This is a genomic window from Cohnella rhizosphaerae (assembly GCF_029525575.1).
GTDB classification, from domain to species: Bacteria; Bacillota; Bacilli; order Paenibacillales; family Paenibacillaceae; genus Cohnella; species Cohnella rhizosphaerae.
Window position 1 is genome coordinate 591229 of the sequence record NZ_JAPDIA010000008.1, and the last position, 25645, is coordinate 616873.

19 protein-coding genes and 7 pseudogenes are annotated in these 25645 nt (G+C 59.9%); all 26 read left to right on the plus strand.

From position 1 onward, the window contains the following. The first annotated feature begins 7 nt into the window (after positions 1 to 7). The 26 genes and pseudogenes from flhB to OMP40_RS26265 all read left to right on the plus strand — a co-directional run bounded on the left by flhB (position 8) and on the right by OMP40_RS26265 (position 25617). Complete coding sequence (gene flhB, locus OMP40_RS26145) at positions 8 to 1132, plus strand: flagellar biosynthesis protein FlhB (RefSeq protein WP_420872043.1); 1125 nt, start codon at positions 8 to 10, stop codon at positions 1130 to 1132. 48 nt (positions 1133 to 1180) lie between these two features. Further along, positions 1181 to 3214 (plus strand): flagellar biosynthesis protein FlhA, encoded by a 2034-nt coding sequence (gene flhA, locus OMP40_RS26150; RefSeq protein ID WP_277535756.1) that lies wholly within the window; start codon positions 1181 to 1183, stop codon positions 3212 to 3214. Continuing rightward, positions 3211 to 4800 carry a flagellar biosynthesis protein FlhF gene (flhF, locus tag OMP40_RS26155; RefSeq protein ID WP_277535757.1) on the plus strand — a complete coding sequence of 530 codons (1590 nt, stop codon included), beginning with the start codon at positions 3211 to 3213 and terminating at the stop codon, positions 4798 to 4800. Before flhA ends, flhF begins: the two co-directional genes overlap by 4 nt. Further along, on the plus strand, positions 4793 to 5659 hold the full coding sequence (locus OMP40_RS26160) for a MinD/ParA family protein (protein WP_277535759.1): 867 nt from the start codon (positions 4793 to 4795) through the stop codon (positions 5657 to 5659). Before flhF ends, OMP40_RS26160 begins: the two co-directional genes overlap by 8 nt. A 34-nt stretch (positions 5660 to 5693) precedes the next feature. Then, a complete protein-coding gene (locus tag OMP40_RS26165) occupies positions 5694 to 7277 on the plus strand; it encodes a chemotaxis protein CheB (protein ID WP_277535761.1) in 1584 nt (527 codons plus the stop codon). Positions 7278 to 7308: 31 nt separating this feature from the next. Next, positions 7309 to 9402 (plus strand): annotated as a pseudogene (locus tag OMP40_RS26170) (chemotaxis protein CheW). A gap of 25 nt (positions 9403 to 9427) precedes the next feature. Next, positions 9428 to 9889 (plus strand): chemotaxis protein CheW, encoded by a 462-nt coding sequence (locus tag OMP40_RS26175; protein WP_277535763.1) that lies wholly within the window; start codon positions 9428 to 9430, stop codon positions 9887 to 9889. Between the two features lie 4 nt (positions 9890 to 9893). Further along, entirely contained in the window at positions 9894 to 10511 is a 618-nt protein-coding gene (locus OMP40_RS26180; RefSeq protein WP_277535765.1) for a chemotaxis protein CheC, read from the plus strand. Continuing rightward, a complete protein-coding gene (locus OMP40_RS26185) occupies positions 10511 to 11005 on the plus strand; it encodes a chemotaxis protein CheD (protein ID WP_277535767.1) in 495 nt (164 codons plus the stop codon). The genes OMP40_RS26180 and OMP40_RS26185 overlap by 1 nt, the downstream gene beginning before the upstream one ends. Position 11006: 1 nt before the next feature. Then, entirely contained in the window at positions 11007 to 11426 is a 420-nt protein-coding gene (locus OMP40_RS26190; RefSeq protein WP_277535770.1) for a hypothetical protein, read from the plus strand. A gap of 16 nt (positions 11427 to 11442) precedes the next feature. Then, positions 11443 to 12231 (plus strand): annotated as a pseudogene (locus OMP40_RS26195) (FliA/WhiG family RNA polymerase sigma factor). A gap of 21 nt (positions 12232 to 12252) precedes the next feature. After that, positions 12253 to 13663, plus strand: a pseudogene (locus tag OMP40_RS26200) (DUF342 domain-containing protein). A 21-nt stretch (positions 13664 to 13684) separates the two neighbouring features. Further along, complete coding sequence (locus tag OMP40_RS26205) at positions 13685 to 14014, plus strand: hypothetical protein (protein ID WP_277535772.1); 330 nt, start codon at positions 13685 to 13687, stop codon at positions 14012 to 14014. Between the two features lie 27 nt (positions 14015 to 14041). Beyond that, positions 14042 to 14749 (plus strand): hypothetical protein, encoded by a 708-nt coding sequence (locus tag OMP40_RS26210; protein WP_277535774.1) that lies wholly within the window; start codon positions 14042 to 14044, stop codon positions 14747 to 14749. Continuing rightward, on the plus strand, positions 14746 to 15528 hold the full coding sequence (locus OMP40_RS26215) for a hypothetical protein (protein WP_277535776.1): 783 nt from the start codon (positions 14746 to 14748) through the stop codon (positions 15526 to 15528). Before OMP40_RS26210 ends, OMP40_RS26215 begins: the two co-directional genes overlap by 4 nt. A gap of 1 nt (position 15529) precedes the next feature. Continuing rightward, positions 15530 to 16228, plus strand: a complete 699-nt coding sequence (rpsB, locus tag OMP40_RS26220) for a 30S ribosomal protein S2 (protein WP_090117358.1) — start codon at positions 15530 to 15532, stop codon at positions 16226 to 16228. A 138-nt stretch (positions 16229 to 16366) separates the two neighbouring features. Beyond that, entirely contained in the window at positions 16367 to 17017 is a 651-nt protein-coding gene (tsf, locus tag OMP40_RS26225; protein ID WP_277535778.1) for a translation elongation factor Ts, read from the plus strand. Between the two features lie 117 nt (positions 17018 to 17134). Beyond that, positions 17135 to 17863, plus strand: coding sequence for a UMP kinase (gene pyrH / locus OMP40_RS26230; RefSeq protein WP_217595948.1), 729 nt, complete (start codon positions 17135 to 17137; stop codon positions 17861 to 17863). Continuing rightward, complete coding sequence (gene frr / locus OMP40_RS26235) at positions 17864 to 18418, plus strand: ribosome recycling factor (RefSeq protein WP_277535781.1); 555 nt, start codon at positions 17864 to 17866, stop codon at positions 18416 to 18418. A gap of 136 nt (positions 18419 to 18554) precedes the next feature. Beyond that, complete coding sequence (locus OMP40_RS26240; RefSeq protein WP_277535782.1) at positions 18555 to 19358, plus strand: isoprenyl transferase; 804 nt, start codon at positions 18555 to 18557, stop codon at positions 19356 to 19358. A 4-nt stretch (positions 19359 to 19362) separates the two neighbouring features. After that, positions 19363 to 19716: pseudogene (locus tag OMP40_RS40460) on the plus strand (phosphatidate cytidylyltransferase); the annotation flags it as partial. Positions 19717 to 19828: 112 nt separating this feature from the next. Next, positions 19829 to 20149, plus strand: a complete 321-nt coding sequence (locus OMP40_RS40465) for a phosphatidate cytidylyltransferase (RefSeq protein ID WP_338131329.1) — start codon at positions 19829 to 19831, stop codon at positions 20147 to 20149. An 83-nt stretch (positions 20150 to 20232) separates the two neighbouring features. Further along, positions 20233 to 21382, plus strand: a pseudogene (locus OMP40_RS26250) (1-deoxy-D-xylulose-5-phosphate reductoisomerase). Between the two features lie 94 nt (positions 21383 to 21476). Further along, positions 21477 to 22741: pseudogene (gene rseP / locus OMP40_RS26255) on the plus strand (RIP metalloprotease RseP). A 29-nt stretch (positions 22742 to 22770) separates the two neighbouring features. Continuing rightward, positions 22771 to 24220 (plus strand): annotated as a pseudogene (proS, locus tag OMP40_RS26260) (proline--tRNA ligase). Between the two features lie 74 nt (positions 24221 to 24294). After that, positions 24295 to 25617 (plus strand): hypothetical protein, encoded by a 1323-nt coding sequence (locus OMP40_RS26265; RefSeq protein ID WP_277535784.1) that lies wholly within the window; start codon positions 24295 to 24297, stop codon positions 25615 to 25617. Positions 25618 to 25645: the final 28 nt, after the last annotated feature.

The following is a 25645-nucleotide window of genomic DNA, read 5'->3' on the forward strand; positions in this document are numbered from 1 at the left end:
ATCGGTGATGTTCCGCCGCGAAGGGGGAGAGGAATCGTTGACCGCCAATCGTTTGCGGATGAATTTGCAGCTCTTTGCCGGTGAAAAGACGGAAAAAGGAACGCCGAAAAAATATAACGATGCGAGGCAAAAGGGTCAGGTCGCCAAGAGCGCCGAGCTCGCCAGTTCCATTATACTAGTCGGGACGGTTAGCATCCTGATGGCGTTAGGGCCGTTTTTTCATGAGCGCGTATTCGCCCTGTTCGGCGACGTTTTCAGAAGACAGCTGTCGATGGAAGTGACCGACGCCAATGTGATGGGCTTGTTCGCCAACTACGTTCTTCAGTTGCTGCTCATTCTTGCTCCTATCCTTATCGTAACGATTATTATCGCGCTCGGCACGAATTACGCGCAGATCGGCTGGCTTTTCACGCTTCAGCCTATCCAGCCCAAATTCGGCAAGCTTAATCCGCTTAAAGGCCTCAAAAATTTGTTCGGACTTCGTTCGGTTATCGAGTTCCTCAAGAGCTCATTAAAGCTGTTGGCCGTCGGTACGATCGTCTACGTTACGATATGGGCGGAGCACGACAAGATTATGTCTTTATCCTATGTGCCCGTAGCGGATATTTTTTCTTATGCGGCGAGTTTGACGGTGAGACTCGGATTGCTGGTCGGGATTACGTTGTTTATTCTGGCGATCGGAGATTACTACTATCACAAATACGAGCACGACAAGAGCCTTAAGATGAGTAAGCAAGATATCAAGGACGAGCATAAAAACGCGGATGGAGATCCGCTCATTAAAGGCAAGATCAAAGAAAAGCAGCGCCGGCTGGCGCTCATGCGGATGATGCAGGAAGTGCCGAAGGCCGACGTCATCATCACGAACCCGACGCACTTCGCGGTCGCGCTTCAGTACGATGCATCCAAAATGGACGCGCCGAGAGTGATCGCAAAAGGCCAGGACTATCTGGCGCTCAGGATTCGGCAGATCGCCAAAGAAAATGGCGTCATGACGATGGAAAACAAGCCGCTTGCGCGCGCGCTATACCAGCGGACGGACATCGGGGACGCGGTTCCCGCGGACCTGTTCCAGGCGGTAGCCGAGGTGCTGGCGTATGTATATAGACTTAAAGGCCGACGTCATGTTTAATCGAGGCCCAAGTTCAAGTATAGACATTCAAGCGGGGAGGGAAGACCAGTGAAGGTTCGGGACATTAGCATTTTGGTCGGCATCATCGGCATCGTCCTGATGATGGTCGTCCCGATCCCGACGCATTTGCTCGATTTGCTGTTGATCGTCAACATCTCGGCGGCGCTCATGATCATCCTGATCGCGATGAATACGACGGATGCGCTGCACTTTTCGATTTTCCCGACGCTCCTGCTGATTACGACTTTGTTCAGGCTGGCGCTTAACGTATCGACGACGCGCCTGATTCTGTCGGAGCACGAAGCGGGCAAGGTCGTCGCCACGTTCGGCAGCTTCGTCGCCGGCGGACAGCTCGCGATCGGATTTATCGTTTTCCTCATTCTCGTCGTCGTGCAGTTTATCGTCATCACCAAAGGCTCCGAGCGCGTAGCCGAAGTCGCGGCGCGCTTCACGCTCGACGCGATGCCCGGCAAGCAGATGAGCATCGACGCCGACCTCAACGCCGGCATGATCAGCGAGACGCAAGCCAAAGAACGGCGCGAAAAAATCCAAAACGAAGCAGACTTTTACGGAGCGATGGACGGCGCGAGCAAGTTCGTCAAGGGCGACGCGATCGCCAGTATCATTATCGTAACGATCAATCTTATCGGCGGCTTCATTATCGGGATGGCCGTGCACGGCATGTCGATCAACGAAGCGCTCAGTACGTATTCGATTCTCAGCATCGGCGACGGACTCGTCAGCCAGATTCCGGCACTGCTCATCAGTACCGCGACAGGCATCATCGTTACCCGCGCCGCATCCGAAGGCAATATGGCGGAGGATCTCACCAAGCAGATGTTCCGTTATCCGAAGCTGTTGTACATCGTCGCCGGAACGATCTTGCTGCTCGGTGTCGCAACCCCCATCGGTCTGTTTGCCACGCTTCCGTATTCGGTCCTCCTTGTGATTGCCGGCTATCGCATGCAGTTGAACGTGGCGAAGCGTCAAAAAGCCGAAGAGCAGCTTGTCGAGGAAAAGGAAATCGAGGAAGTGCGCAGTCCGGAGAGCGTCATCAGCCTGCTGCAGGTCGACCCGATCGAATTCGAGTTCGGCTATGGTCTCATCCCGCTGGCCGATACGTCGCAGGGCGGAGATCTGCTCGACCGAATCATTCTGATCCGCCGGCAATGCGCGCTTGAGCTTGGGCTCATCGTACCGGTCATTCGAATCCGGGACAACATTCAATTGAAGCCGAACGAATACGTCATCAAGATGAAAGGCAATACGGTGGCGCGCGGCGAGCTCCTGCTGCACCATTACCTTGCGATGAGTCCGGGCTTCGAGGACGATTCGATCACGGGCATCGCGACCAAGGAGCCTGCCTTCGGGTTGCCGGCGCTATGGATCGACGAGGCGACGAAGGAGCGCGCGGAGCTATCCGGCTATACCGTCGTCGATCCGCCATCGGTCGTCGCGACGCATCTGACCGAAGTCATCAAGCGGTATGCGCACGAGCTGCTCGGCCGTCAGGAGACGAAGTCCCTCGTCGAGAGCGTGCGGGAGAGCTATGCGACGCTCGTGGAAGAGCTCGTTCCGAACATCCTCACGATCGGGGATATCCAGAAGGTGCTCGCGAAGCTGCTGAAGGAAAAAATTTCGATTCGGGATCTTGTCACGATATTCGAAACGCTGGCCGACTACGGCAAGTACACCAAGGATCCGGACGTGCTGACCGAGTATGTCAGGCAGGCGCTGTCCAGGCAAATTACGCAGCAATACGCCAATCCTAGCGAGCCGCTGCGGGTTATCACGATCAGCCCGGGCGTCGAAAAAAGGATCGCCGAATCCGTTCAGCAATCGGAGCAAGGCAGCTATCTGGCGATGGAGCCATCGTCGACCCAGGCCATCTACAACAGGCTCAGCGAGCAGATCAACAAAACGCTGCAAGCCGGTCAGCAGCCGATTATCCTGACGTCTCCGAACATTCGAATGTACATGCGCCAATTGATCGAACGCAGCCTGCAAGACATTCCCGTGCTCTCCTACAGCGAGCTTGAACCCAATATCGAAGTACAAAGCGTCGGGGTGGTGAACGCATGAAGGTAAAACGCTACTTAGTCGATGATTTGCCGCAGGCCGTCCAACAAATCCGAAGCGAGCTCGGCTCCGATGCCGTCATCTTGAACACCAAGGAAATCCGCACTGGCGGGTTTCTTGGCATGTTCCGCAAAAAACGGATGGAAGTGATCGCGGCGGTCGACGAGTCCGCCAAACCGCAGTCGCGCCCTTCCGCGAAGCCGATTTTACGCCCGCAGCCAGAGCCGTTGAAAAAGCAGCCGGCCGCGCAGACAGTAAGCGAACCGGCTGTAGACCGGGAACCGGTGCGCGGCGCCTCCGAGCCGGCAGCGCAGCCGCTGCCCGCGAGCGCCGTGCGGCAACGATACGGGGGCGCCGCCTCCGGCGTTCCCGCTCCCGCAGACCATTCGGATTCGCTGCCTTTGGCAGGCGGCCAGGTCGGCGTCTTGCGCGAAGCCGGCGAAGACGCAGACGGGTTAACCCGGCGGCCTGACGTGCCGATTGAATCGCACGAGTCGCGCACGCGCTCGCAAGCGGCCTTCGACGACGCCATGATCCGCGCGCTCGCGTCTGCGCGCGCGCATGGTGCGTCGGATCGTATCGCAAGCGACCCCCGACAGGAGGCCGGTACCCCTCCGCCTGCAGCTGCGGAGCCGCCGCTCTCAACAGGGCAGGCATCGCACGCCGCCGCTTTGCCGCAGGACGAAGCGGCAGAATTGTTGGCCGAGCTGAGGGCCATGAAGGATCTCCTTCGCCAGCAGTCGGTTCGCGAATCGGTCCCGCAGCGCATGCCCGAGCCCGTGCTGCGCTTAAGCCGTCTGCTTGCGCAGCAAGGCGTGGAGCCGGCTTATATCGAGGAATTCGCAGGCGCCTTGACCGCAAAGCTGAAAGCGCGAGAAGAAGAGGACGGAAATGAAAGCGAAAGCGACCTTGATCGGATCGCAAACGAAGAAGCGCGCGAACTGCTTTACGCTTGGCTCGCTCCTGCCAGGGATGCCGGCATCGCGCCGGATACGCGCATCGTGCATTTCGTCGGCCCTACGGGGGTAGGCAAGACGACGACGATCGCGAAGCTGGGTGCGGAGCAAGCGCTGTCGCAAAGACGAGCCGTCGGATTCATTACGGCGGATACGTACAGAATCGCCGCCGTCGATCAGCTGCGGACGTACGCGGATATTCTGAACGTGCCGCTCGAAGTCGTCTTTTCGCCTTCCGAGCTCGCCAGAGCGTACAAAAAGCTGGAGGATAGAGATCTGCTGCTGATGGATACGGCGGGAAGAAATTACCGCAACGAGCTGTACGTTTCCGAAGTGAACAGCTTGCTGTCGCCGGGCCAAGAGGCGGAGAAGATCCTGGTCCTCAGCCTGACCCATAAATATCTGGACATGAGGCAGGTATCCGCCCAGTTCGTCAAATACGGCGTGTCCCGCCTGCTGCTCACGAAGATGGACGAGACCGATTCGTACGGCGCGATCCTGAATTTGGTACGCGAGTTCGGATTCAGCATTCCCTACGTCACATTCGGCCAGACGGTTCCGGACGACATTCGGGCGTTCGATCCGGCATGGCTGGCGGACAAGCTGCTGGAAGGAGCGCCGGCTCATGCGTGATCAGGCGGAGGCGCTTCGGCATATGGTTCTGTCGCGCGAGTCGGACGGGGTCAAGCAAACGCGGATATTGACGGTCACGAGCGGCAAAGGCGGCGTCGGCAAATCCAATTTCAGCTTGAACTTCGCGCTGGCGCTGCAGAAACGAGGTTATAGCGTACTGTTGTTCGACGCCGATATCGGCATGGGGAACATCGACGTGCTGCTCGGCACGCCGGCGGCATACAGCCTGTTTCACTTGCTGAAGCGGGACAAGTCGATCTGGGAAATCATCCAGGAAGGCCCAGGCGGTTTGCGGTTCATCGCGGGCGGCTCCGGCTTCAAGGATCTGATCCGGCTGAGCGACGAGGAGCTCGAGTATTTCGCTTCGGAGATCGCCAAGCTGTACGGCGAAGTCGATTACGTCTTGTTCGATACGGGCGCCGGACTGTCCAAGGAGACGCTGCGATTCATCCAGGCGGCCGACGAGACGATCGTCGTGACGACGCCGGAACCGACGTCCATCACCGACGCTTACGCGCTTATGAAGATGGTGAGGACGATGGGACAAGAGGCCCAGTTCCGGCTGGTGGTCAATCGGGTCGGCGACGAGCGGGAGGGACTTCAGACCTCCGACAACATTCGGCAGGTCGCCAGAACCTACTTATCGCTTGAAATCCCGCTGCTGGGCTTCGTTCCGGACGACGCGCATGTGTCGAAAGCCGTCAAAAAACAGACGGCCTTGTCATATTTATACCCCGATTGTCCTGCGTCCAAAGGAATTGACGGCATTGCCGCCGAATATTTAAACGAAAGCCGGAAAACATCGGTTCAGACGAGCATCAAAGGCTTCCTCCAGCGCGTTCGCAAGCTGTGGAGCTGACGTACCGGACGAGAGCGAAAGGGGACGAGAAAGCATGAAGGCATTTACGGTGCTGGTCGTTGACGATTCCCCTTTCATGAGGAAATTGGTCGGAGACCTGGTGGCCGGCGACGCCGCATTCGAGGTCGTAGGGACGGCAGCCGACGGTGCCGACGCCTTGAGGCAGGTGCGCAAGCTGAAGCCGGATATGGCGGTCATGGATCTGGAAATGCCGGAAGTGAACGGGCTGGAAGCGCTCAAGCGGATCATGGCCGAATGCCCGACGCCGGTCATCATGATGTCGGCGGTGACGGACAGAGGGACGCGGGATACGATCCGCGCGCTCCAATACGGCGCATTCGATTTCGTGCGGAAGCCCGACGGTGCGCTTAAGCTCGATGTTTCGCACATGGGCGAGACGTTGATCGAAAAGTTGCATATCGTCAAACAACTGCTGGTTTCCGGCGAGCTGAGACTAAGGCGAATGACGGAGGAAAGCGCAGAAGCCGCTGTCGCACAATCCGACGCCGAGGCTGCTGCCGAGATCGCGGCCGCCGAGGAAGAGAAGGCGCCGCAGCAGGCAAAGGCGAAGCCGCCGGCGCCTCCGCGCACCGGGAACGAGACTGTTGCGCAATCGCCGCCGCCCGACATTGATCGGTTGCCGCCGGCGTCTTCGGCCAATCGCGCGGAATCGGAGCCTAAGCCCGGCCATGCGAACGATGCCGACGTACGACAGGAGACGGCTGCCGCGATCGAACGTCCGGCAGCGCCCGGCAAGCCGCTGCGGGAGCTGCCGCCGGCGAAGAAGGCGCCGCCGCGTTCGCCGCTGACTGGAGCGGCAGGCAAAGACGAGGAGAAAAACCGGCTGCTCCGCAAACCGGAGGGGACCGGTAAAACCGCGCCGGAGCAGAGCGCTAAAGTCGGGAATGCGACCAAGCCGCTTAAGCGCTCTGCTCCGGACCCGGATCGAGCGTCCAAAGCGCCGCCGCCGGACATGCTCCCGAAGCCGCCCGCCGCCTCGCCGCTTCGCCAGGCCGATTCGTTTACCGATATCGTCGCGATCGGGACGTCGACGGGCGGACCGCGGGCGCTGCACGAAGTGCTGTCGTCGATTCCCGCTTCGTTTCCGGCTCCGATTCTGATCGTGCAGCATATGCCGCCCAAGTTCACGCATTCGCTGGCGCAGCGGCTCGATTCCTGCTCGGCGATCGAGGTGCGAGAAGCGGCGGACGGCGATCGGGTGCTGCCGGGAAAAGCTTACCTGGCGCCGGGCGGCAAGCATCTGAAGCTGATCCGGGAGGCGAACGGCGGCTACAAGATCAATCTCACCGAGGAAGATCCGGTCAGCGGTCACCGGCCGTCGGTCGACGTCATGTTCGGCTCGCTCGTCGGAAGGCGGGAGCTGAGACGCCATGCGGTTCTCATGACCGGCATGGGCAGCGACGGAGCCAAAGCCATGAAGGCGCTGCGAGACGACGGGGCGGCGACGCTGATCGCCGAATCCGAAGAAACGTGCGTCGTTTACGGCATGCCGCGGTCAGCGGTGGAAAACGGCGCGGCGCAGACGGCGCTGCCGCTGCAGCGCATCGCCCCGGAGCTGGTCCGGTCGGTCGAAAAGCCTAAAGCGAAGCAGCTTTAATGCAGATGTGCCATTCAGGAGGTGACGCCCAGTGGAAATGAATCAGTACTTGTCCATTTTTATCGACGAAGCGAACGAGCATCTGCAGTCGCTTAACGAAAACATGCTGCGTCTCGAACAGCAACCTGAGGATATCAGCATCGTTCAGATCATCTTCCGGTCCGCCCATACGCTTAAAGGCATGTCCGCCTCGATGGGCTTCGAGGATCTGGCCTCGCTCACGCACGAGATGGAGAACGTGCTCGACTTGGTGCGCAACGACAAGCTGAAAATGAACGGCCATATTTTCGATACGCTGTTCAAATGCCTCGATTCGCTTGAAGGCATGGTTCAGGACGTCGTCGGCGGCGGCACCGGAAGCGCGGACGTCAAGGAGCTCGTGTCCCAGCTCAAGCAGATCGTCAAAGGCGAGCCTGCCGCGCCGGCCGCGGCCGTGCAAGCGTCCGCCGCTCCCGGCGCATCGGAGCTCGCGATGGTCGCCACGCATTTGCTGCTCGACCAATATCAGCTATCCGTGCTTCGGCAATCGATCGAAAACGGCAGTCCCGCTTTTCATATCGAAGTCGTCATCCGCGAGGATTGCCTGCTGAAGGGCGTTCGGGCTTATATGGTATTCGATGCGCTCGAACGCAACGGCGAGCTCGTCAAGTCCCATCCGTCGGTGCAGGACATCGAGCAGGAGCAGTTCGGGCATCAATTTTCCGTCTATTACATTTCCCGGATTCCGCAGCAAGAGCTGCGCGACACGCTCGACAAAATCTCCGAGCTCGAGTCGGTAAGCATCGTTCCGCTGGACCTCGAGAGCTTAAGCGAGCTTGACGAGTCGCGCGCCGCGGAGCAGCAGATCCAGGAGGCCGTTCAACAAGCGGCCGCAACGGCGACGGCGCCCGCTCCCGCGGCGGCCGCAGCCGCGGACAAGCCCGCTGCGTCCGATGCGCCGCCTGCGAGAGCGCCCGCGTCCGCGCCCGTGGCGAACAAGACGATTCGGGTAGACATCGAGCGACTCGATTCCCTCATGAATTTGTTCAGCGAGCTGCTTATCGACCGCGTCAGACTCGAACAGCTTGCCAGCGAAGTTCGCCGCAACGATCTGACGGAGACGGTCGAACATATGGCGCGCGTGAGCAGCGATCTGCAAAACATCGTCCTGAAGCTGCGAATGGTGCCGGTGGACAGCGTGTTCAACCGTTTCCCCCCGCATGGTTCGGGATCTGGCCAAGTCGCTCGGCAAGAAGCTGGATCTTGTCATCACCGGCGCAGAGACGGAGCTGGACCGGACGGTCATCGACGAGATCGGCGATCCGCTCGTGCACTTGATCCGCAACTCCGTCGACCATGGCGTCGAGACGATCGAAGGCCGCCGCGAGGCGGGCAAGCCGGAGACGGGCGTCGTTAACTTAAGGGCGTTCCACAGCGGCAATCACGTGTTTATCGAGATCGAGGACGACGGTCGCGGCATCAACCAGCCGAAGGTACTCGACATCGCCGTCAAGAAAGGCATCGTTTCCCCCGGAAGAAGCCAAAAAAGCTGAGCGACGACGAGATCAACATGCTGCTCTTTGCGCCGGGCTTCAGCACGGCGGACAAAATCTCGGACATTTCGGGTCGCGGCGTCGGCCTGGACGTCGTCAAGTCGAAGATCGAGTCGCTCGGCGGCGTCGCATCGGTCACCTCCAAGGCGGGACAAGGCTCGAAATGGTCGATTCAACTGCCGCTTACGCTCTCGATCATCACGGCCATGCTGGTCAAGCTCGGTTCGGAAAAGTTCGCGATTCCGCTGTCCTCCATCGTCGAGACGGGCATCGTGAAGCGCAGCGCGATTCGCGATTTGCACGGCGCGAAGGTCATCGAATACCGCAAGTCGATTATTCCGGTATTGTCGCTGGCGGCCGTGCTGGACTCGCCCGATTATTCGGAAGAAAACGAGCTCGAGACGGAAATGCTCGTCATCCGAAAAGGCGAAAAACTAGCAGCCGTGCTCGTGGACGAGCTGATCGGACAAAGCGAGATCGTGCTCAAGACGCTCGGCAAATATCTCACGAACCTGGACGTCATCTCCGGCGCGACGATTTTGGGCGACGGTCAAGTCGCGCTCATCGTAGATCCGAACGCACTCATCAAATAAAGTTCTATTCGAGGAGGATGCTGTCATGGCAGAAGATTTCAAGGTTATCGTGTTTACGCTCGCTCACGAGGAATACGGCATCGAGGTCGACAAGGTGCGTACGATCGAACGCATGACGCCCGTTACCCGCGTGCCGAAGACGCCGGCATTCGTAAAAGGCGTCATCAACCTGCGCGGCGTCGTCGTGCCGGTCATCGACTTGCGGAGCCGGTTCGGGCTTCCCGAATCCGAACCGACGGAAAACTCGCGAATCATCATCGTCGCGGCGAACGAGCTTGAAGTCGGATTTATCGTCGACTCGGCGAACGACGTCATCGATCTGAATACGGATATGGTCGAGAATCCGCCTGAAGTCGTCGGCGGCATCAAAGCCAAATATTTGAGCGGCGTGGCCAAGTTCGGCGAGGACAGGCTGCTTATTCTGCTGAATCTGTCCGAAGTTCTTAACCGATCGGAGATTATCCAGCTCGAACAATTCGGAGCCTGACCGCATGGAACTGTTCAGCCACAACGCCGAGTTCAAAATGGACGTGCTGCGCGAGGTCGGCAACATCGGGGCGGGGCATGCGGCCACCGCGCTATCCCGCCTGCTCGACAAGCCGATCGACATGGCCGTCCCTAAAGTTAGCTTCATTCCCTTCGAGGATATCGCAGACCGCGTCGGCGGCGCCGAGGAAGTCGTCGTCGCCATCTTCCTTCGCGTCGAAGGCGAGGCGCCGGGCAACATGTTTTTTCTGATGAGCCAGAATCAGGCGCGCGTGCTGCTGCAGGGTCTCCTGCACTTCGAACTGTCGGAAGGCCCCGAGTACTCGGAAATGGAGTTGTCCGCGTTGAGCGAGATCGGCAACATTCTTGCCGGCTCGTATCTGTCGTCGCTAGCGGATCTGACGGGTTTGCCGCTGTCGCCGACCGTCCCGGCGATCGCGGTCGATATGGCGGGAGCGATCTTAAGCTACGGACTGGTTCAATTCGGCACGATGGGCGACGAGGCGCTGCTCATCGATACGACATTTTTGGAGGACGATCGGCGGGCGGAGGGCCACTTTTTCTTTATTCCCGATCCCGAGTCGTTCGAGCGCTTGTTCCGCGCGCTAGGAGTGCCTATCTAATGAAAGAAGTCATTATCGTGAAAATCGGAATGGCGGACTTGAACGTCGCCTCGGGCGGAGACGCGCTAAAGACGACCGGGCTCGGCTCCTGCGTCGGACTAACGCTGCACGACGCGACCATCGGCATCGCGGGGATGGCGCATATTATGCTTCCGAGCTCGGATATCGCCAGAGAAGGACAGATCAATATCGCGAAGTATGCGGATACTGCCGTTCCCGAGCTGCTGTCCAGGCTCAAGGCCGGCGGCGCCAACTTGCGAAGGCTTGTCGCGAAGCTGGCGGGAGGGGCGCAAATGTTCGCGTTCGCGAGCGGAAGCGACAGCATGCGCATCGGCCCCCGCAACGTGGAATCCACGAAACTGGCGCTCGCGGCGTACGATATTCCCGTCGTCGCCGAGGATACGGGAGGCAATTTCGGCAGAACGATCGAATTCAGCAGCGCGAGCGGGATTTTGACGATCCGCAGCGTGCAGAATGGGGTAAAGGAGATTTGAAATGAGCGTGCCATGGCGATGGAACTTTGGGTTCGCTATTTTCGGAGCCGTCTTGGTTTTCTTGATCTCCTCGTCCAGCAATCCGCCGCTCACTTCGCTTGTGAGGGGCCTGTACGCCTTCCTGGCGTTCGGCTTGCTCGGCTTCTTCTCCCGCGTCGTCCTGCAGCAGCTGCTGCAGCCCGCCAAAACGCTTGGCGGAGACAAAGAGCGCGCGCAAGAGGAACGCGGAATCGTTTTGGACGTGACGACGCCTACGGAAGACGACGAATCGCTATCGCGGCTTATGCGTGAACAATGGACGGGCAACGAAGAGCCGCAATCCGCCGGCTTCGAGCCGCTCAAGCCCCCAAGGCTCGTCTCGATCGACGACCCGAATCCGGAACAAGTCGCACAGGCGATCCGGCGTCTGAACGACGATTAAGGAAGGTGATGCAGCGATGGCAGAACCCAAAAGTTCCAAGCTGTCCCATTACGACCTGTGGTGTCGCTGGAAAGAAGAAGGCGATACCGAAGCTAAAAAAAGGATTGATCGAAAAGTACATTCCGCTCGTCGATTACGTATCCAGCCGCATGGCGGCCGGATTGCCCAAAAACGTATCCAAGGACGATCTGGTCAGCAACGGTTCCATGGGCCTGATCGACGCAATCGAAAAATTCGATCATCTGCGGGGGGCTGCAGTTCGAGACTTACGCTTCCTGGCGCATTCGCGGATCGATCATCGACGGGCTGAGGCAGGGCGATTGGGTGCCGCGGTCCGTCCGGGACAAAGCGAAAAAAATGGAAGATGCATATGCCGTCCTCGAGCAGCGCAACCTGCGTTCCGCCACCGACGAAGAGATATGCAACTATTTAAATATAACGGACAAAGAATTCCAGCAAATGCTGCAGGAGGTCGCCGTCGCGACGGTCGGCTCGCTCGAAGAGCCCATTCGCGAGGAAGACGCCGAGACGCGCATGTCGCTGCTCGTGGACGACAAGGCGCAGAGCCCGGAGTCGAAAGTGCACGAGACCTATTTACGGGACTCGCTCGCGGCCGGCATCGACAAGCTCACGCCGAAGGAGCGAACGGTCGTCTCTCTTTTTTTATTACGAGGATCTGTCTCTGAGCGAGATCGCCGAGGTGATGTCTTTGTCGCCTTCCCGGATCTCGCAGCTTCATTCGAAGGCGATTTTGCGGTTGCGGGGCGCGCTCGGCAAACAAAGAGATCAACTGCTCCAAAAATAAACCGGAAAGGGGGGATTTATTATGCAAGGGGAAGAGGCGTTTGCGATCGGCCAGATCTTTGAGGTTAAAATTTCCGAAGACCGCATGACGGCCAGCCTGTCGATCAAGCCGATCGAAGACGCGAAGGAGGCGAGCGTTCGGCAGCTCGAGGCGTTGCTTGCCGCTTCGGGCGTCCGTTACGGCGTTCAACAGGAGCTGCTTGCTCGAATCGCTCAAAATCCGCAAGCGTATTTTTATACCGACAACGTCGTGGCCGTCGGATTGCAGCCGACGCCGGGCGTCAACGGCTACGTCAAGGTGTTGTTCGAGGAGCAGGATCAGAAGAGGCCGGCGGAGCGCGAAGACGGGAGCGTCGATTACAGGGAGATGAGACAGCTCGCCAACGTCAAAACGGGCCAGCTGATCGCAACGCGGGTGCCTCCGCTCCCGGGCACTGCGGGAACGACGGTGACGGGAGAAACGGTCGCGCCGAAGGAAGGCAAAGAAGCAAGCTTCAAGGTGGGGAAAAACGTCGTCGTCAATCCGGACAAGACGGCCATGTATGCCGCGATGGACGGACTCGTCACGTGGACCGACAAGGAAAAGCTGAACGTTTTTCCCGTTTTCGAGATCAACGGCGACGTCGATTATCATACGGGCAACATCGACTTCGTGGGCACCGTCGTCATTCGCGGCAACGTGCTGACCGGGTTTCGCATCCGCGCCTCGGGGGGACATTCGGGTCACCGGGGGCGTAGAAGGCGCGGACCTGGAGTCGGACGGCTCGATCGAGATCTCCGGCGGCATCATCGGTTCGGGCAAAGGCCACGTCAAAGCGGGCGTCGACGTCAAGTGTTCGTTCGTGCAGGAGAGCAACGTCACGGCCGGACAGGACGTGCTCGTGTCCCAGAGCATCATGCATTCGAACATTCGGGCGGTCCGGAGCATTCGCTGCGAAGGCGCCAAAGGCTTGGTCGTCGGCGGCTTGCTCCAGGCCGGAGACCTTGTCGTGGCCCGCACGATCGGCAATTCGATGTCCACGGTCACCTCCGTCGAGGTGGGCCTAAAGCCCGAACTGCGGCAGGAGCTGACTGACCTCAGGCAGCAGGTTCGTCAAATGTCCGAAAATTTGGATAAAACGGAAAAGGCACTCGTCATGCTGGATCATCTTGCCGCGGCAGGCCAGCTGTCCGCCGATCGATTGACGATGCGGATCAAGCTGAATTCGACGCGCAGACAAGTGACCGAGGAGCTCAAGGCCGCGAAGGCGAACATCCTCGAGATCGAGCGCACGCTCGAGGATACGGATCAGGCGAAGGTGAATGTCTTACATACGGTCTACGGCGGTACGAAAATCGTCATCGGGCGCTACACGCGTTTTGTCAAGGATAGCGCCAAACGCGTAACCTTCCGTTACGAAGAAGGCGAGATCGCGATGGCGACGCTGTTATAATGCGACAGGAGGGGAACGGCCATGAGCTATAAGCCGCTCGACGTGCAAACCTCGATTCCTCGCTCGATCGAATTGACGCCCCTGCAGGCTTCCCAGCAGCTGCGCCAGGCTGCCGACCAGGCCGCGCTCGGCGCGCAGGCCCAGAAGCTCGCCGAGCGCGACGCCAAACGGAACGCCAAGTCGGAAGGCACCGGACATAAATCGATTTCGGACGAGGACGATCCGAAGGAAAGCCGTCAAAAGAGACCTTTCGCCCCAAAAAAGCGGGCGGACGAGCACGAGCGCGAGCGGACCGAGACGCATGAGGCCGAACACCCTTACAAAGGACATCATATCGACCTGTCGCTATAGCATCGGGAAGGTGAGAGAGTATTGGACATGGATCCGTGGGTTACGCTCGTCATCGCCGGGGCCGCGATCGCGGGTTACGGCTGGCTGAAGCCCGAACCGAAGGAGCAGGCAGCTTCGGTGGTCAATGAAGAAGCCTACGACAGGCTGCTCGAAGATTTGGAGACTGAAAATCGCGAGCTCGTGGACGCGGTGGCAGCCTTCAAGCGGGAACAGGACGACACGGTGAGCCGTCTCGGCCGGCGCATTCGCGAGCTGGAGCGCCAGATGGAGGAATCCGCCGCGTACAGGAAGGCGGATATCTACGGCCGAGCGGAGCCGGCGGCGGCGAATGAGCGCTTTGGTCCGACAAGGCCTGAACCCGCCATCTATCTTCCGGAGGCGCCGGATATCCGGCCGCCAGCCGGCGAATCCGCGGAAGGCGCGGGGCGAGCCGTGCGGGCGGCCGATGACTTGCACGCACAAGCTGGCAGTTCTGCGGCACGGGCGAGCAAGGAAGCAGACGCCGTTCCGCTTCGCGGACATGCGGCCGATCATGCGGCCGATAACGAAGCTTCGGCGGTTCCTGACGATGGAGCGGCCGACAGGCCGGCGCTCATCCGCGATCGCTACGCGCAACTGCTGGAGCTGTACGAACGGGGGCGTTCGGTGGAGCAGGTGGCGAAGGCGATGAATATGAACAAGGGCGAAGTGCAGCTTATTTTGCAGCTCGCCAAGCGGGAGGCGAATCGGCCATGAACAAGCGCCGCGCGCTGCTGGTCGGCTTCGGCGTCGGCTTGATGGCCGGCGCAGCCCTGCTGCAGCTGATGAACTACGGAGAAGATTTAAGCGAGGGCACGGCGATGCCCGTGCAGCTTACGGTCGAACAGCTTCAGGAGCAGGCCAGAGGCGAAGGCTACGCGATGTACAAGCTGAGCGAGCCGATGTACACGCAGGCGCAGCTCGACGCGGCAGCCGCGAAGGCCAAAGCTGATGCGTCGGCGGCCGCGGACGAAAAGCCGGAGCAAGCTGCCGGCGAGTCCGCGAAGCCAACGGGCACGGTTGCGCCTGGCGCCTCTCCAACCCCTGCGCCTCCCGAATCGGGAGCGTCTCCCGAAGCGCGGCTCGGCCTGTACGTCGCTGCCGGGGGATTCGCTCGACAAGGTCGCGACAGGCCTGAAGGCGCTCGGCGTTATCGGCGACAAAACGGCCTTCGTGAAGGCGGCCAAACCGTTCAGCGGCAAAATGCGGGTCGGTCTCAGCGTGTTCGAAGGCCGGGTGACGTACGACGAGATCATCGCGGAGCTGCTGCGCGACAAAAACAAATAAACGGCCGCCGCCGCTCCGAACGGCGGCGCCGAACGGATGGCCGGCTTGTGTTGCAAGCCGGCCATCCGTATGTTATATTGTTAAACGGTGTGAAAAAACGCACGCCGTTCAATTCCGTCAGCGGTGCTTCGCAAGCGCGAAGTTCTGGCGGAAAGCGCGAACCGGCGGAGGAGATTCACGATCCAAAACCATACGGAGGTGCAAGTTAAAATGGCAGTTATTTCGATGAAGCAGCTTCTCGAAGCTGGCGTACACTTCGGTCACCAAACGCGTCGCTGGAACCCGAAGATGGACAAGTACATCTTTACCGAACGGAACGGCATCTACATCATCGACCTGCAAAAGACGGTCAAGAAAGTCGACGAAGCGTACAACTTCGTTCGCCAGCTCGGCGAGCAAGGCGGCACGATGCTGTTCGTCGGCACGAAGAAGCAAGCGCAGGATTCCGTTAAGGAAGAAGCGGAGCGCAGCGGCCAATTCTACATCAACCAACGTTGGCTCGGCGGCACGCTGACCAACTTCTCCACGATTCAAAAGCGTACGGATCGTCTGCACCAGCTCGACAAGTGGGAGCAGGACGGCACGTTCGAAGTGTTGCCCAAGAAGGAAGTCATCATCCTTCGCAAGGAAAAAGAGCGTCTCGAAAAGTTCCTCGGCGGCATCAAGCATATGCGCAGACTGCCTGACGCGCTGTTCATCATCGATCCGCGCAAGGAGCGCATCGCCGTCGCAGAAGCCCGCAAGCTGGGTATCCCGATCGTCGGCATCGTCGACACGAACTGCGATCCGGACGAGATCGACTACGTCATTCCGGGCAACGACGACGCGATCCGCGCCGTTAAGCTGCTGACGAGCAAGATGGCCGACGCCATCGTCGAATCCCGCCAAGGCGAAGAAACGACCGCCTAAGCCAGCCGGTTTTACAGCATTGCGAGGTCAAGGGTGGTCAGAAGAGAACCTTCTCACCGCCCTTTTTTTGAAAACATAAACCAATCGATAGCCGTCCGCGCGTCTTGCGTCCGGCGGCACATACCAGGAGGGAATCCCATGGCAGTTAACGCAGCAGACGTAAAAGCGCTTCGCGAAAGAACGGGAGCAGGCATGTTGGATTGCAAAAAGGCGCTGGAGGAAGCCGGCGGCGACATCGCGAAGGCAGCCGACCTGCTCCGCGAGAAGGGACTTGCCGCTGCAGCCAAGAAGGGCGACCGCATCGCTACCGAAGGCCGCGTAGAATCTTACATCCACGGCGCCGGCCGCATCGGCGTGCTCGTCGAAGTCAACTGCGAGACCGACTTCGTTGCCATGACCGATCAGTTCAAGGAACTGGTGCGCGACATCGCGATGCATATCGCTGCCGCTAACCCGCTCGTCGTCCGCCGCGAAGAAGTTCAACAAGCCGACCTGGACAAGGAAGCCGAGATTCTTCGCAACCAGGCGCTGAACGAAGGCAAGCCGGAGAAAATCGTCGAAAAGATCGTCGAAGGCCGTCTGAACAAGTACTACGAAGAAAACGTACTGCTCGAGCAATCGTTCGTCAAAGATCCGGACAAGACGATCCAAACGCTGCTCAACGAAAAAATCTCCACGATCGGCGAACAAATCTCGATCCGCCGCTTCGTTCGCTTCGAGCTTGGCGAAGGTCTTGAGAAGAAGCAAGACAACTTCGTCGAAGAAGTTATGGCGCAAGTCAAAGTTTAATCGAAATGTCGGGGGGGACACGCGGTGTTCCCTTTTTTTAAAGAGCGCTAAACGATTAAGGTAGTGCGGGGGAGCTCGTTTCCCCTAAAGAAATCGACCATGGTGGAGGTACTAACGTTGAATCGACCCGTCTACAAACGCGTGGTGTTGAAGGTAAGCGGAGAGTCGTTGTCCGGATCGACCGGTTACGGGATCGACGCAACGACGATCGTCTCGATCGCCGAACAAATCAAGGAAGTCGTGGCGCTTGGCGTAGAAGTCGCCATCGTATGCGGAGGCGGCAACATCTGGCGAGGCATCTCGGGCAGCCAGAAGGGCATCGATCGCGCGACGGCCGACTACATGGGGATGCTGGCGACAGTGATGAATTCGCTTGCCTTGCAGGACGCGCTGGAACAGATCGATGTGCCGACTCGCGTACAATCCTCCATTGCCATGCAGCAAATCGCGGAGCCGTACATTCGCCGCCGGGCGATTCGCCATCTTGAGAAGGGACGCGTCGTCATCTTCGCATCGGGAACGGGCAATCCGTTTTTCTCCACCGATACGACGGCCGCGCTTAGAGCGGCCGAGATCGAAGCCGAAGTCATCCTCATGGCCAAAAACAAGGTCGACGGCGTGTACAGCGCCGATCCGTTCAAGGACCCGACGGCTGAGAAGTACGAGCAGTTGACGTATCTGGACGTGCTTAACAAAAATTTGGGCGTCATGGATTCGACGGCGTCCTCGCTTTGCATGGACAACAACATTCCGCTTCTCGTCTTCGCGATTACCGAGCCGGGCAACATCAAACGCGCGGTATTGGGCGAGAAAATCGGAACAATCGTCAAGGGGAGCGTGAATTAAGTGCCTCAAACGATCAAGAAAAACGCAGAAGAACGAATGGAAAAAGCGCTGGCCGCGCTGCGCCGCGACCTGTCTACGCTTCGCGCCGGACGCGCATCCGCAGCGATGCTCGACCGCGTGCAAGCCGAGTATTACGGCGCGCTCACGCCGGTCAACCAGCTCGGCACGATCAATACGCCGGATTCCCGCACGCTTATTATCCAGCCATGGGACAAGTCGGCGCTGGCCGCGATCGAAAAAGCGATACTCAAGTCGGATGTCGGACTGACTCCCGCGAACGACGGCACGATCATTCGGCTGAACATCCCGCCGTTGACCGAAGAGCGTCGCGCCGATCTCGCCAAGTCGACCAAGAAATTCGGCGAAGAAGCGAAGGTCGCCATTCGGAACATTCGCCGCGACGCCAACGACGATATCAAGAAGAAGGAAAAGGGCGAGATCTCCGAAGACGAATCGCGCCGCCATCAGGACGATATCCAGAAGTCGACGGACCGTTTCGTCGCCGAGGTGGACAAAATATTGGCCGCCAAAGAAAAAGAGATCATGGAAGTGTAAGTTCCCGACCGGCCCCTCCGAAAGGTGGGGTTCGTTGAATTTTGGGGAGCCTCCCATGCGAACTTCAGTCAGGCCCAAACGCGAAGCCCCACTCGGTGGGGCTATTTAATGGTCGCCAGATCCAGGGGGAACAGCCATGAGCAATCGATTCTTAGGCGGTCTGTTCGGCAAACGGGAGGACGGCGGGCAAAGCCGAGCGGGAAGCTCGCAGTCCCACGCGTCCGAAGAGTTGCTGAAGGAAGGCCGAATTCCCCGGCACGTGGCCATCATCATGGACGGCAACGGACGCTGGGCCAAAGCCCGCGGACTGCCGCGAGTGGCGGGACACCATAGCGGCATGAAAGCCGTCAAACGCATCACCCAGGCCGCGGACCGTCTGGGCGTGGAATATTTGACGATGTACGCGTTTTCGACGGAAAATTGGAAGCGGCCCAAAGCGGAAGTCGATTTTCTGATGAAGCTTCCGCAAGAGTTTCTGTCGATCGAGCTCGAGGATCTGATTCGCAACAACGTGCAAGTCAAGATGATGGGCGTCCGGGATCTGCTGCCCGACTTCACGCTCGACGCGATCGAAGAGGCGGTTCGGCGCACGGCCGACAATACGGGCCTCGTCCTTAACTTTGCGCTTAATTACGGGAGCCGGATGGAAATCGTTGAAGCGGCCAGGACGATCGCGAAGCGCGCAGCGGCAGGCGAGCTGACGCCGGACGAGATCGACGAGCAAACGTTCCAGCAGTCTTTGCTCAGCGGAGACCTGCCCGATCCGGATCTGCTCATTCGCACCAGCGGCGAGCTTCGTCTTAGCAATTTTATGCTTTGGCAGCTGGCTTACAGCGAATTTTGGTTTACGGACGTGTATTGGCCGGAATTTTCCGAATCGCATTTTCACGATGCGATTCGCGAGTACCAGCGGCGCGCGCGCCGCTACGGAGGGATTTAAGGCGATGGGGCAACGGATCGTGACGGGCGTCGTCGCCGGCGCCGCGTTTTTAGCTTTGCTGGCACTGGGCGGCTGGTACTATTCGCTCATGCTCGCAGCGCTCGCGCTTATCGGTTATCATGAATTCGTCAAGCTCAACAAGCTGCCGGCGAACCGTCCGGACGTGCTCCTCGGCTTTGCCGCTGCGCTCGTGCTTGCCCTGCCGCGCCTGCCTTTCGGCTGGTCGACGCCGAGTGTCGAAGCGGTCTGCTGGGTACTCATGTTCGCGCTGTTGTCGGCGACCGTTTTCAGCAAAAACAAGATCACGCTCGATCAATCGGCGCTGCTGTTCGTCGGCGCATTTTATATCGGACTCGGGTTTCGCTACATGGCCCTGACCCGCGAGATGCCCCACGGCATGTTCTGGCCGCTGCTCGTCTTTTTTTTGCATCTGGGCTTCGGACGCAGGCGCGTACTTCGTCGGCAAGGCGATCGGCAGAACGAAGCTTTGGCCTTCGATCAGTCCGAACAAGACGGTCGAGGGCGCGCTGGGCGGCCTTGTCATCGCGCTGCTCGTATCGCTCGTGTTCGCCGTTGCGTGGCCGGACTGGATCGGTTACGGAACCGCGATCGCCGTCGCGATCGCCGCGGCGGTTGCCGGACAGCTCGGCGATTTGATCCAATCCGCCTACAAGCGGCTGCGCGGGGTAAAGGACTCGGGAAGTCTGCTCCCCGGGCACGGCGGCGTGCTCGATCGCACGGACAGCTGGCTGATCGTCTTCCCGCTCATTCATTTGCTCGGGTTGATCTGAGCGGCGAACCATAGCCGATGCATTCGCTTGGCGCCGGGACGGCTTGCACATGCATCCTAGCCATACATAACGGAGGGAACGGCTTGAAAAAGAAAGTAGCGGTGCTCGGCAGCACCGGCTCGATCGGGACCCAGACGCTTGACGTCGTATCGCGGGAACCGGACGCCTATGAGGTCGTCAGTCTGGCGGCCGGAACGCGCCACGAGCAATTGCTCGAACAAGCCCGTCGGTTCCGGCCCAAGCTCGTCTCGATCGGGTCGAAGGCGCTGGCCGACAAGATCAGGGGGGGACCTGCCTGCCGGCACGAAGCTCGTCTGGGGCGAAGAAGGCTTGATCGAAGCCGCGGCCGGCGCCGGCGCGGACTATGTCGTATGCGCGCTATTGGGCAGCCTCGGCTTGAAGTCCACGCTGGCCGCGATCGATGCCGGCGCGACGATCGGTTTGGCCAATAAGGAGACGCTGGTCACGGCCGGTCATATCGTCATGCGCAGGGCGGCGGAGCGCGGCGTTCCGCTTCTCCCGATCGACAGCGAGCATTCCGCGATCTTTCAATGCCTGAACGGCGAAGATCGCGGCACGATACGGCGCCTCGTCATTACCGCTTCCGGCGGAAGCTTCCGCGACCGCGGCCGGGGCGAGCTCGCCGGCGTGACGGTCGAGGACGCGCTGAAGCACCCGAACTGGTCGATGGGCGCGAAGATTACGATCGACTCGGCGACGATGGCGAACAAGGGGCTCGAAGTGATCGAAGCTCACTGGCTGTTCGATCTTCCGTACGACCGGATCGACGTCATGCTTCATCCGGAGAGCATCGTGCATTCGATGGTCGAATTCGTCGATACGAGCGTCATGGCGCAGCTCGGCAATCCGGACATGCGCGTGCCGATCCAATACGCGCTCACCTATCCGGAGCGTCGTCCGTCGCCCGCGTCACCGCTCGATCTGTTGCGGGCAGGCACGCTCCATTTCAAAGACATGGACTTCGCTCGCTATCCTTGCCTGAAGATGGCCTACGAGGCGGGGAGAGCCGGAGGGACCGCGCCGACCGTATTCAACGCGGCGAACGAGGTCGCCGTCGCGCGCTTCCTGAACCGCGAGATTCCGTTCCTGGCGATCGAAGACATCATCGCCTCGGCGCTCGCCGCGCACGAGGCGATCCCGGAGCCCGATCTCGAAGAGATCGCTTTCGCGGACGGGCGGGCGCGGGATGCGGCGGCCCGGTGGCGCAAATAGCAACGACCTTTCGCAACGCCCGTATTCTCTTGTATCGCCTCGGCGAATAATGTTAATCTAAGGACAGCCGTTAGGCGGACGGAGGGTTGCTTGCATGGAGATGGTACAGGTTGTTTTTTTTAACGGTTCTCGTCTTTTTCGTGCTCGTCTCGATACACGAGTTCGGACACTTTTACTTTGCCAAGCGGGCGGGCGTGCTCGTGCGGGAGTTTGCGATCGGGTTCGGCCCGAAGCTGTTCTCGATCAAGCGCGGGGGAGAGCCGGTTCACGCTTCGGCTGCTGCCGATCGGCGGCTTCGTGCGGATGGCGGGCGAAGATCCGGAGGTCGTCGACGTGCAGGCGGGGCATACGGTAGGCGTCCGGATCAAGGACGACAAGATCACCCGCATCTATCTCGACCGTCTTGACGAGCGCACCCAGATTTTGCGGGGCGAAGTCACCGCGATCGATCTCGAGCGCCATTTGTACCTGACGCTGGACGTGGACGGCGACGTGCAGCGGTTCGACGTACATCCGCAGGCGCTCATCGTCGCAAAGGGCAGGGACACGCAGATCGCGCCGCTCGACCGTCAGTTCGGCAGCGCTTCGACCGGCAAGAAGGCGATGACCATTTTCGCCGGACCGCTGATGAACTTCATTTTGGCTTTCGTGCTGTTCGCCGTCTTTTTCCAGTCGTACGGCGTCGCGGTCGAACCGAATACGAAAATTTTCATCAACGAAGTGACCGCCGACGGCGCGGCCAAGGCTGCCGGTCTTCAAAAAGGAGATCTGGTCGTCTCCGTTAACGGCATCGCCGTCGAGGGAGACAGCCAGAAGCTGTCTCAGGCGATCACGGGCAGCGCCGGCAAGCCGATGGACTGGATCGTGAACCGGGACGGGCAGCAAATGAAATTAACGGTCACGCCGAATGCGGATACGGGCAAGGTCGGCATCGTCATGGCGCCAGAGATGCGTCATCCGGGCTTCGGAGAGACGTTTTCGCTGGCGGGCCATGCGATGGTCGACAGCACGAAGAAAATTTTCGACGGCTTCCGCAAGATCATATTCGGCGAAGTCAAGCTCGAAGAGCTCAACGGACCGGTCGGCACGGCGCAGGTGACCGTAGAGATCGCCAAGCAGGGCGTCACGCAGCTGACGTGGTGGGGCGCGATTCTTAGTCTTTACCTCGGCATTTTTAACCTGCTGCCGATTCCGGCGCTCGACGGCAGCCGGCTGCTGTTCATCGGCATCGAGGCGATCCGCGGCCGTCCGGTCGATCCGAACCGCGAGAGCCTCGTGCACTTTATCGGTTTTGCCGCACTGATGCTGCTCATGGTCGTCGTCACGTACAACGATATTCTCAGATTGGTAAAAGGCTAAATATCAGGTTGTCAGAGGCAGGGGAGCTTATGTCTAAGGATAAAGGATTCGTAACCGAAATAACGCCGCAGGCCGAGGACTTCAGCCGCTGGTATATCGATGTCATCAAAAAAAGCCGAGCTCATGGACTATTCGCCGGTGCGCGGCTGCATCGTATTCCGTCCCGAGGGCTACGAACTGTGGGAAAACATTCAGCGCGATCTGGACCGTCGCTTCAAGGAGACGGGGCACCGCAACGCGTATTTCCCGCTTCTCATTCCGGAGAGCTTTTTCCAGAAGGAAAAGGAGCACGTCGAGGGCTTTAACCCGGAGCTGCCGATGGTAACGGAAGCGGGCGGCGAGATTTTGGAGGAAAGATTGGCCGTGCGGCCGACGTCGGAAACGATGTTTGGGCATATGTACGCCAAGTGGATTAATTCGTACCGCGATCTGCCGCTGCTCATCAACCAATGGGCGAACGTGTTTCGCTGGGAAAAGCGGACGATGCCGTTCCTGCGGACGAGCGAGTTCCTGTGGCAGGAAGGGCATACGGCGCACGAAGACGAGGCGGACGCCCGCCGCGAGACGATGCAGATGCTGGACGTTTACACCGACTTCGTGGAGAGCGTGCTGGCGATTCCGGTCATCAAGGGCCAGAAGACGCCTTCGGAGCGCTTCGCGGGCGCCGTCGACACGTACTCGATCGAGGCGATGATGAAGGACGGACGCGCCGTGCAGGCCGGCACCTCGCATTATCTTGGCACCAAGTTCGCGGTCGCGTTCGACATCAAGTACTTGAGCCGCGAGAACACCCAGGAATATTGCCACACGACGTCCTGGGGCGTCAGCACGCGCCTGATCGGCGCGCTGATCATGGTTCACGGCGACGACCGCGGACTCGTGCTGCCGCCGAAGGTGGCGCCCACGCAGGTCATCATGATTCCGATCGGTCCGCCCAAGACGCGCGAGACGGTCATCGCCAAGACGGACGAGTTGTTCGCCGAACTGAAAAAAGCGGGCATCCGCGTCCGCGTGGACGATCGCTCCGACGTATCGCCGGGCTGGAAGTTCAACGAATACGAGATGCGCGGCATTCCGATCCGTCTCGAGCTCGGGCCGCGCGACCTGGAGAACGGCGTCTGCGTGCTCGTCTCCCGCGTGTCGGGCGAGAAGAAGCAGGTGCCGCTCGATCGTCTGGCGGCTTCCGTGGCCGAGATGCTCGAAGAGGTTCACGCGCAGATGTACGAGCGCGCTCTCGCATTCCGCGAGTCGCATCTGTTCGACGTCGAGACGCTCGACCAGCTCAAGGCCGCTTTCGAAGAGAAGCGCGGCTTCGCCTACGCAGGCTGGTGCGGGGACGACGCCTGCGAGAGCAAGGTGAAGGAAGAGACCGGCGCGACGAGCCGCAACATCCCGTTCGAGCCCCAGACGACGAAGACCGCGTGCCTGTGCTGCGGCAAGCCGGCGGCGCATACGGTCGTATTCGCGAGAGCGTACTAAGCGAGATTTCGCCAACAACCAAGGACTCCCGACAGCGCCGCTTCGGGGGGTCTTTTTCACAGGAGGAATACCGGATGCACATCAAGATCGGAATCGTGGGGACGGCGTCCGTCGTTTCGCGCGTACTGAGAGTTTTGAATGCGTTCCCATCGTTCGAGCCGGTCGTCCGGGTGGTCGGGCAGGAGCAGGAGGCGCCCGATACGGCGGCCGCGCTCGAAGACGAGGTAGAGGCGCTGCTGCTATCCGGGCCTGCGCCGCAGCGGCTGCTTAAGGAGAAAAAGCCGGTTGCCGTACCGGTGCATCACGTTCCGCTGACGGGGGCGGGCTTGTACAAGGCATTGTTCGAAGCGCAGCGGGCAGGGCGGCTGGGGACGGAGGCCGTTCTATCCGTCGATTCGCTGACCAAGACGATGACGATGCGGACGCTGCGGGACCTGTCGCTCGATGAATTGACGGTTGCCGTATACGACGGTCCTTCGTACGCTGCGCCTGACAAGCTGATCGCCCATCACCGCAAGATCGCCGCCGCGCACGATTGCGTATTCGCCTTCACCGGCGTCGAGCGGGTCGCGGAAGAGCTGGCGCGGACGGGCATTCCGCACGCGCTGCTGCTCCCTTCCGACGAGGATATCATCGTCACGCTCGAACGCGCGCTGCTGTCGACCGAGTCCCGCAAGGGCAAGGAGTCGCAGATCGTCGTCGGCATGGTCACGGTCGACGAGTTCGGCAAGCTCGTCCAGCGGAGCGCGAGCGAGCACGGGATTCAGAAGCTCAAGCTGGACATTCACCGGATGGTGCTCGACTACGTCGAATCGTTGGACGGCTATTTAACGTCGGTCGGCGGCGACGAATATTTGTTTTTTACGACCCGCGGCATTTTCGAGCGGGAGACGGGCGGCTACAAGACGATCCCGCTCGCCAAGGATGCCAATTTGTCGTACGGCATTTCGCTCAGCATCGGCATCGGCTTCGGAGCGACGGCCAGCGAGGCCGGATCGAACGCGCGGAGCGCGCTTCGCAAATCGGTAGCGGCGGGGGGCAACGCCTGTTTTATCGTACGCGAGGATCGAACGCTTATCGGGCCTTTGGAGATGGCCGATCCGGTCGCGTCGATCATGGCGCCGCTCGATCCGCAGCTGCTGCGCCGGGCCGAGGAGGCGGGAATGACGGGCGCCTATTTGAGCAAGCTGCTCGCCTATATGTCCCGCCACGGCAAGTACGACTACCAGGTTCACGAGCTGGCGGCGATGCTTAACGTGACGGTGCGCAGCGCGCATCGGCTGCTCCTCCAATGGGCGGACGCGGGACTGGTCGGCGTCGCCGGCATGGAAAAAATGCCGAAGGGCAGACCGCGCCAGGTTTATCGCTTTTCCTTTCTTGCGGATCATTATTTATAACGATGTCTGGGTCTGCTTAGGCAGGCGA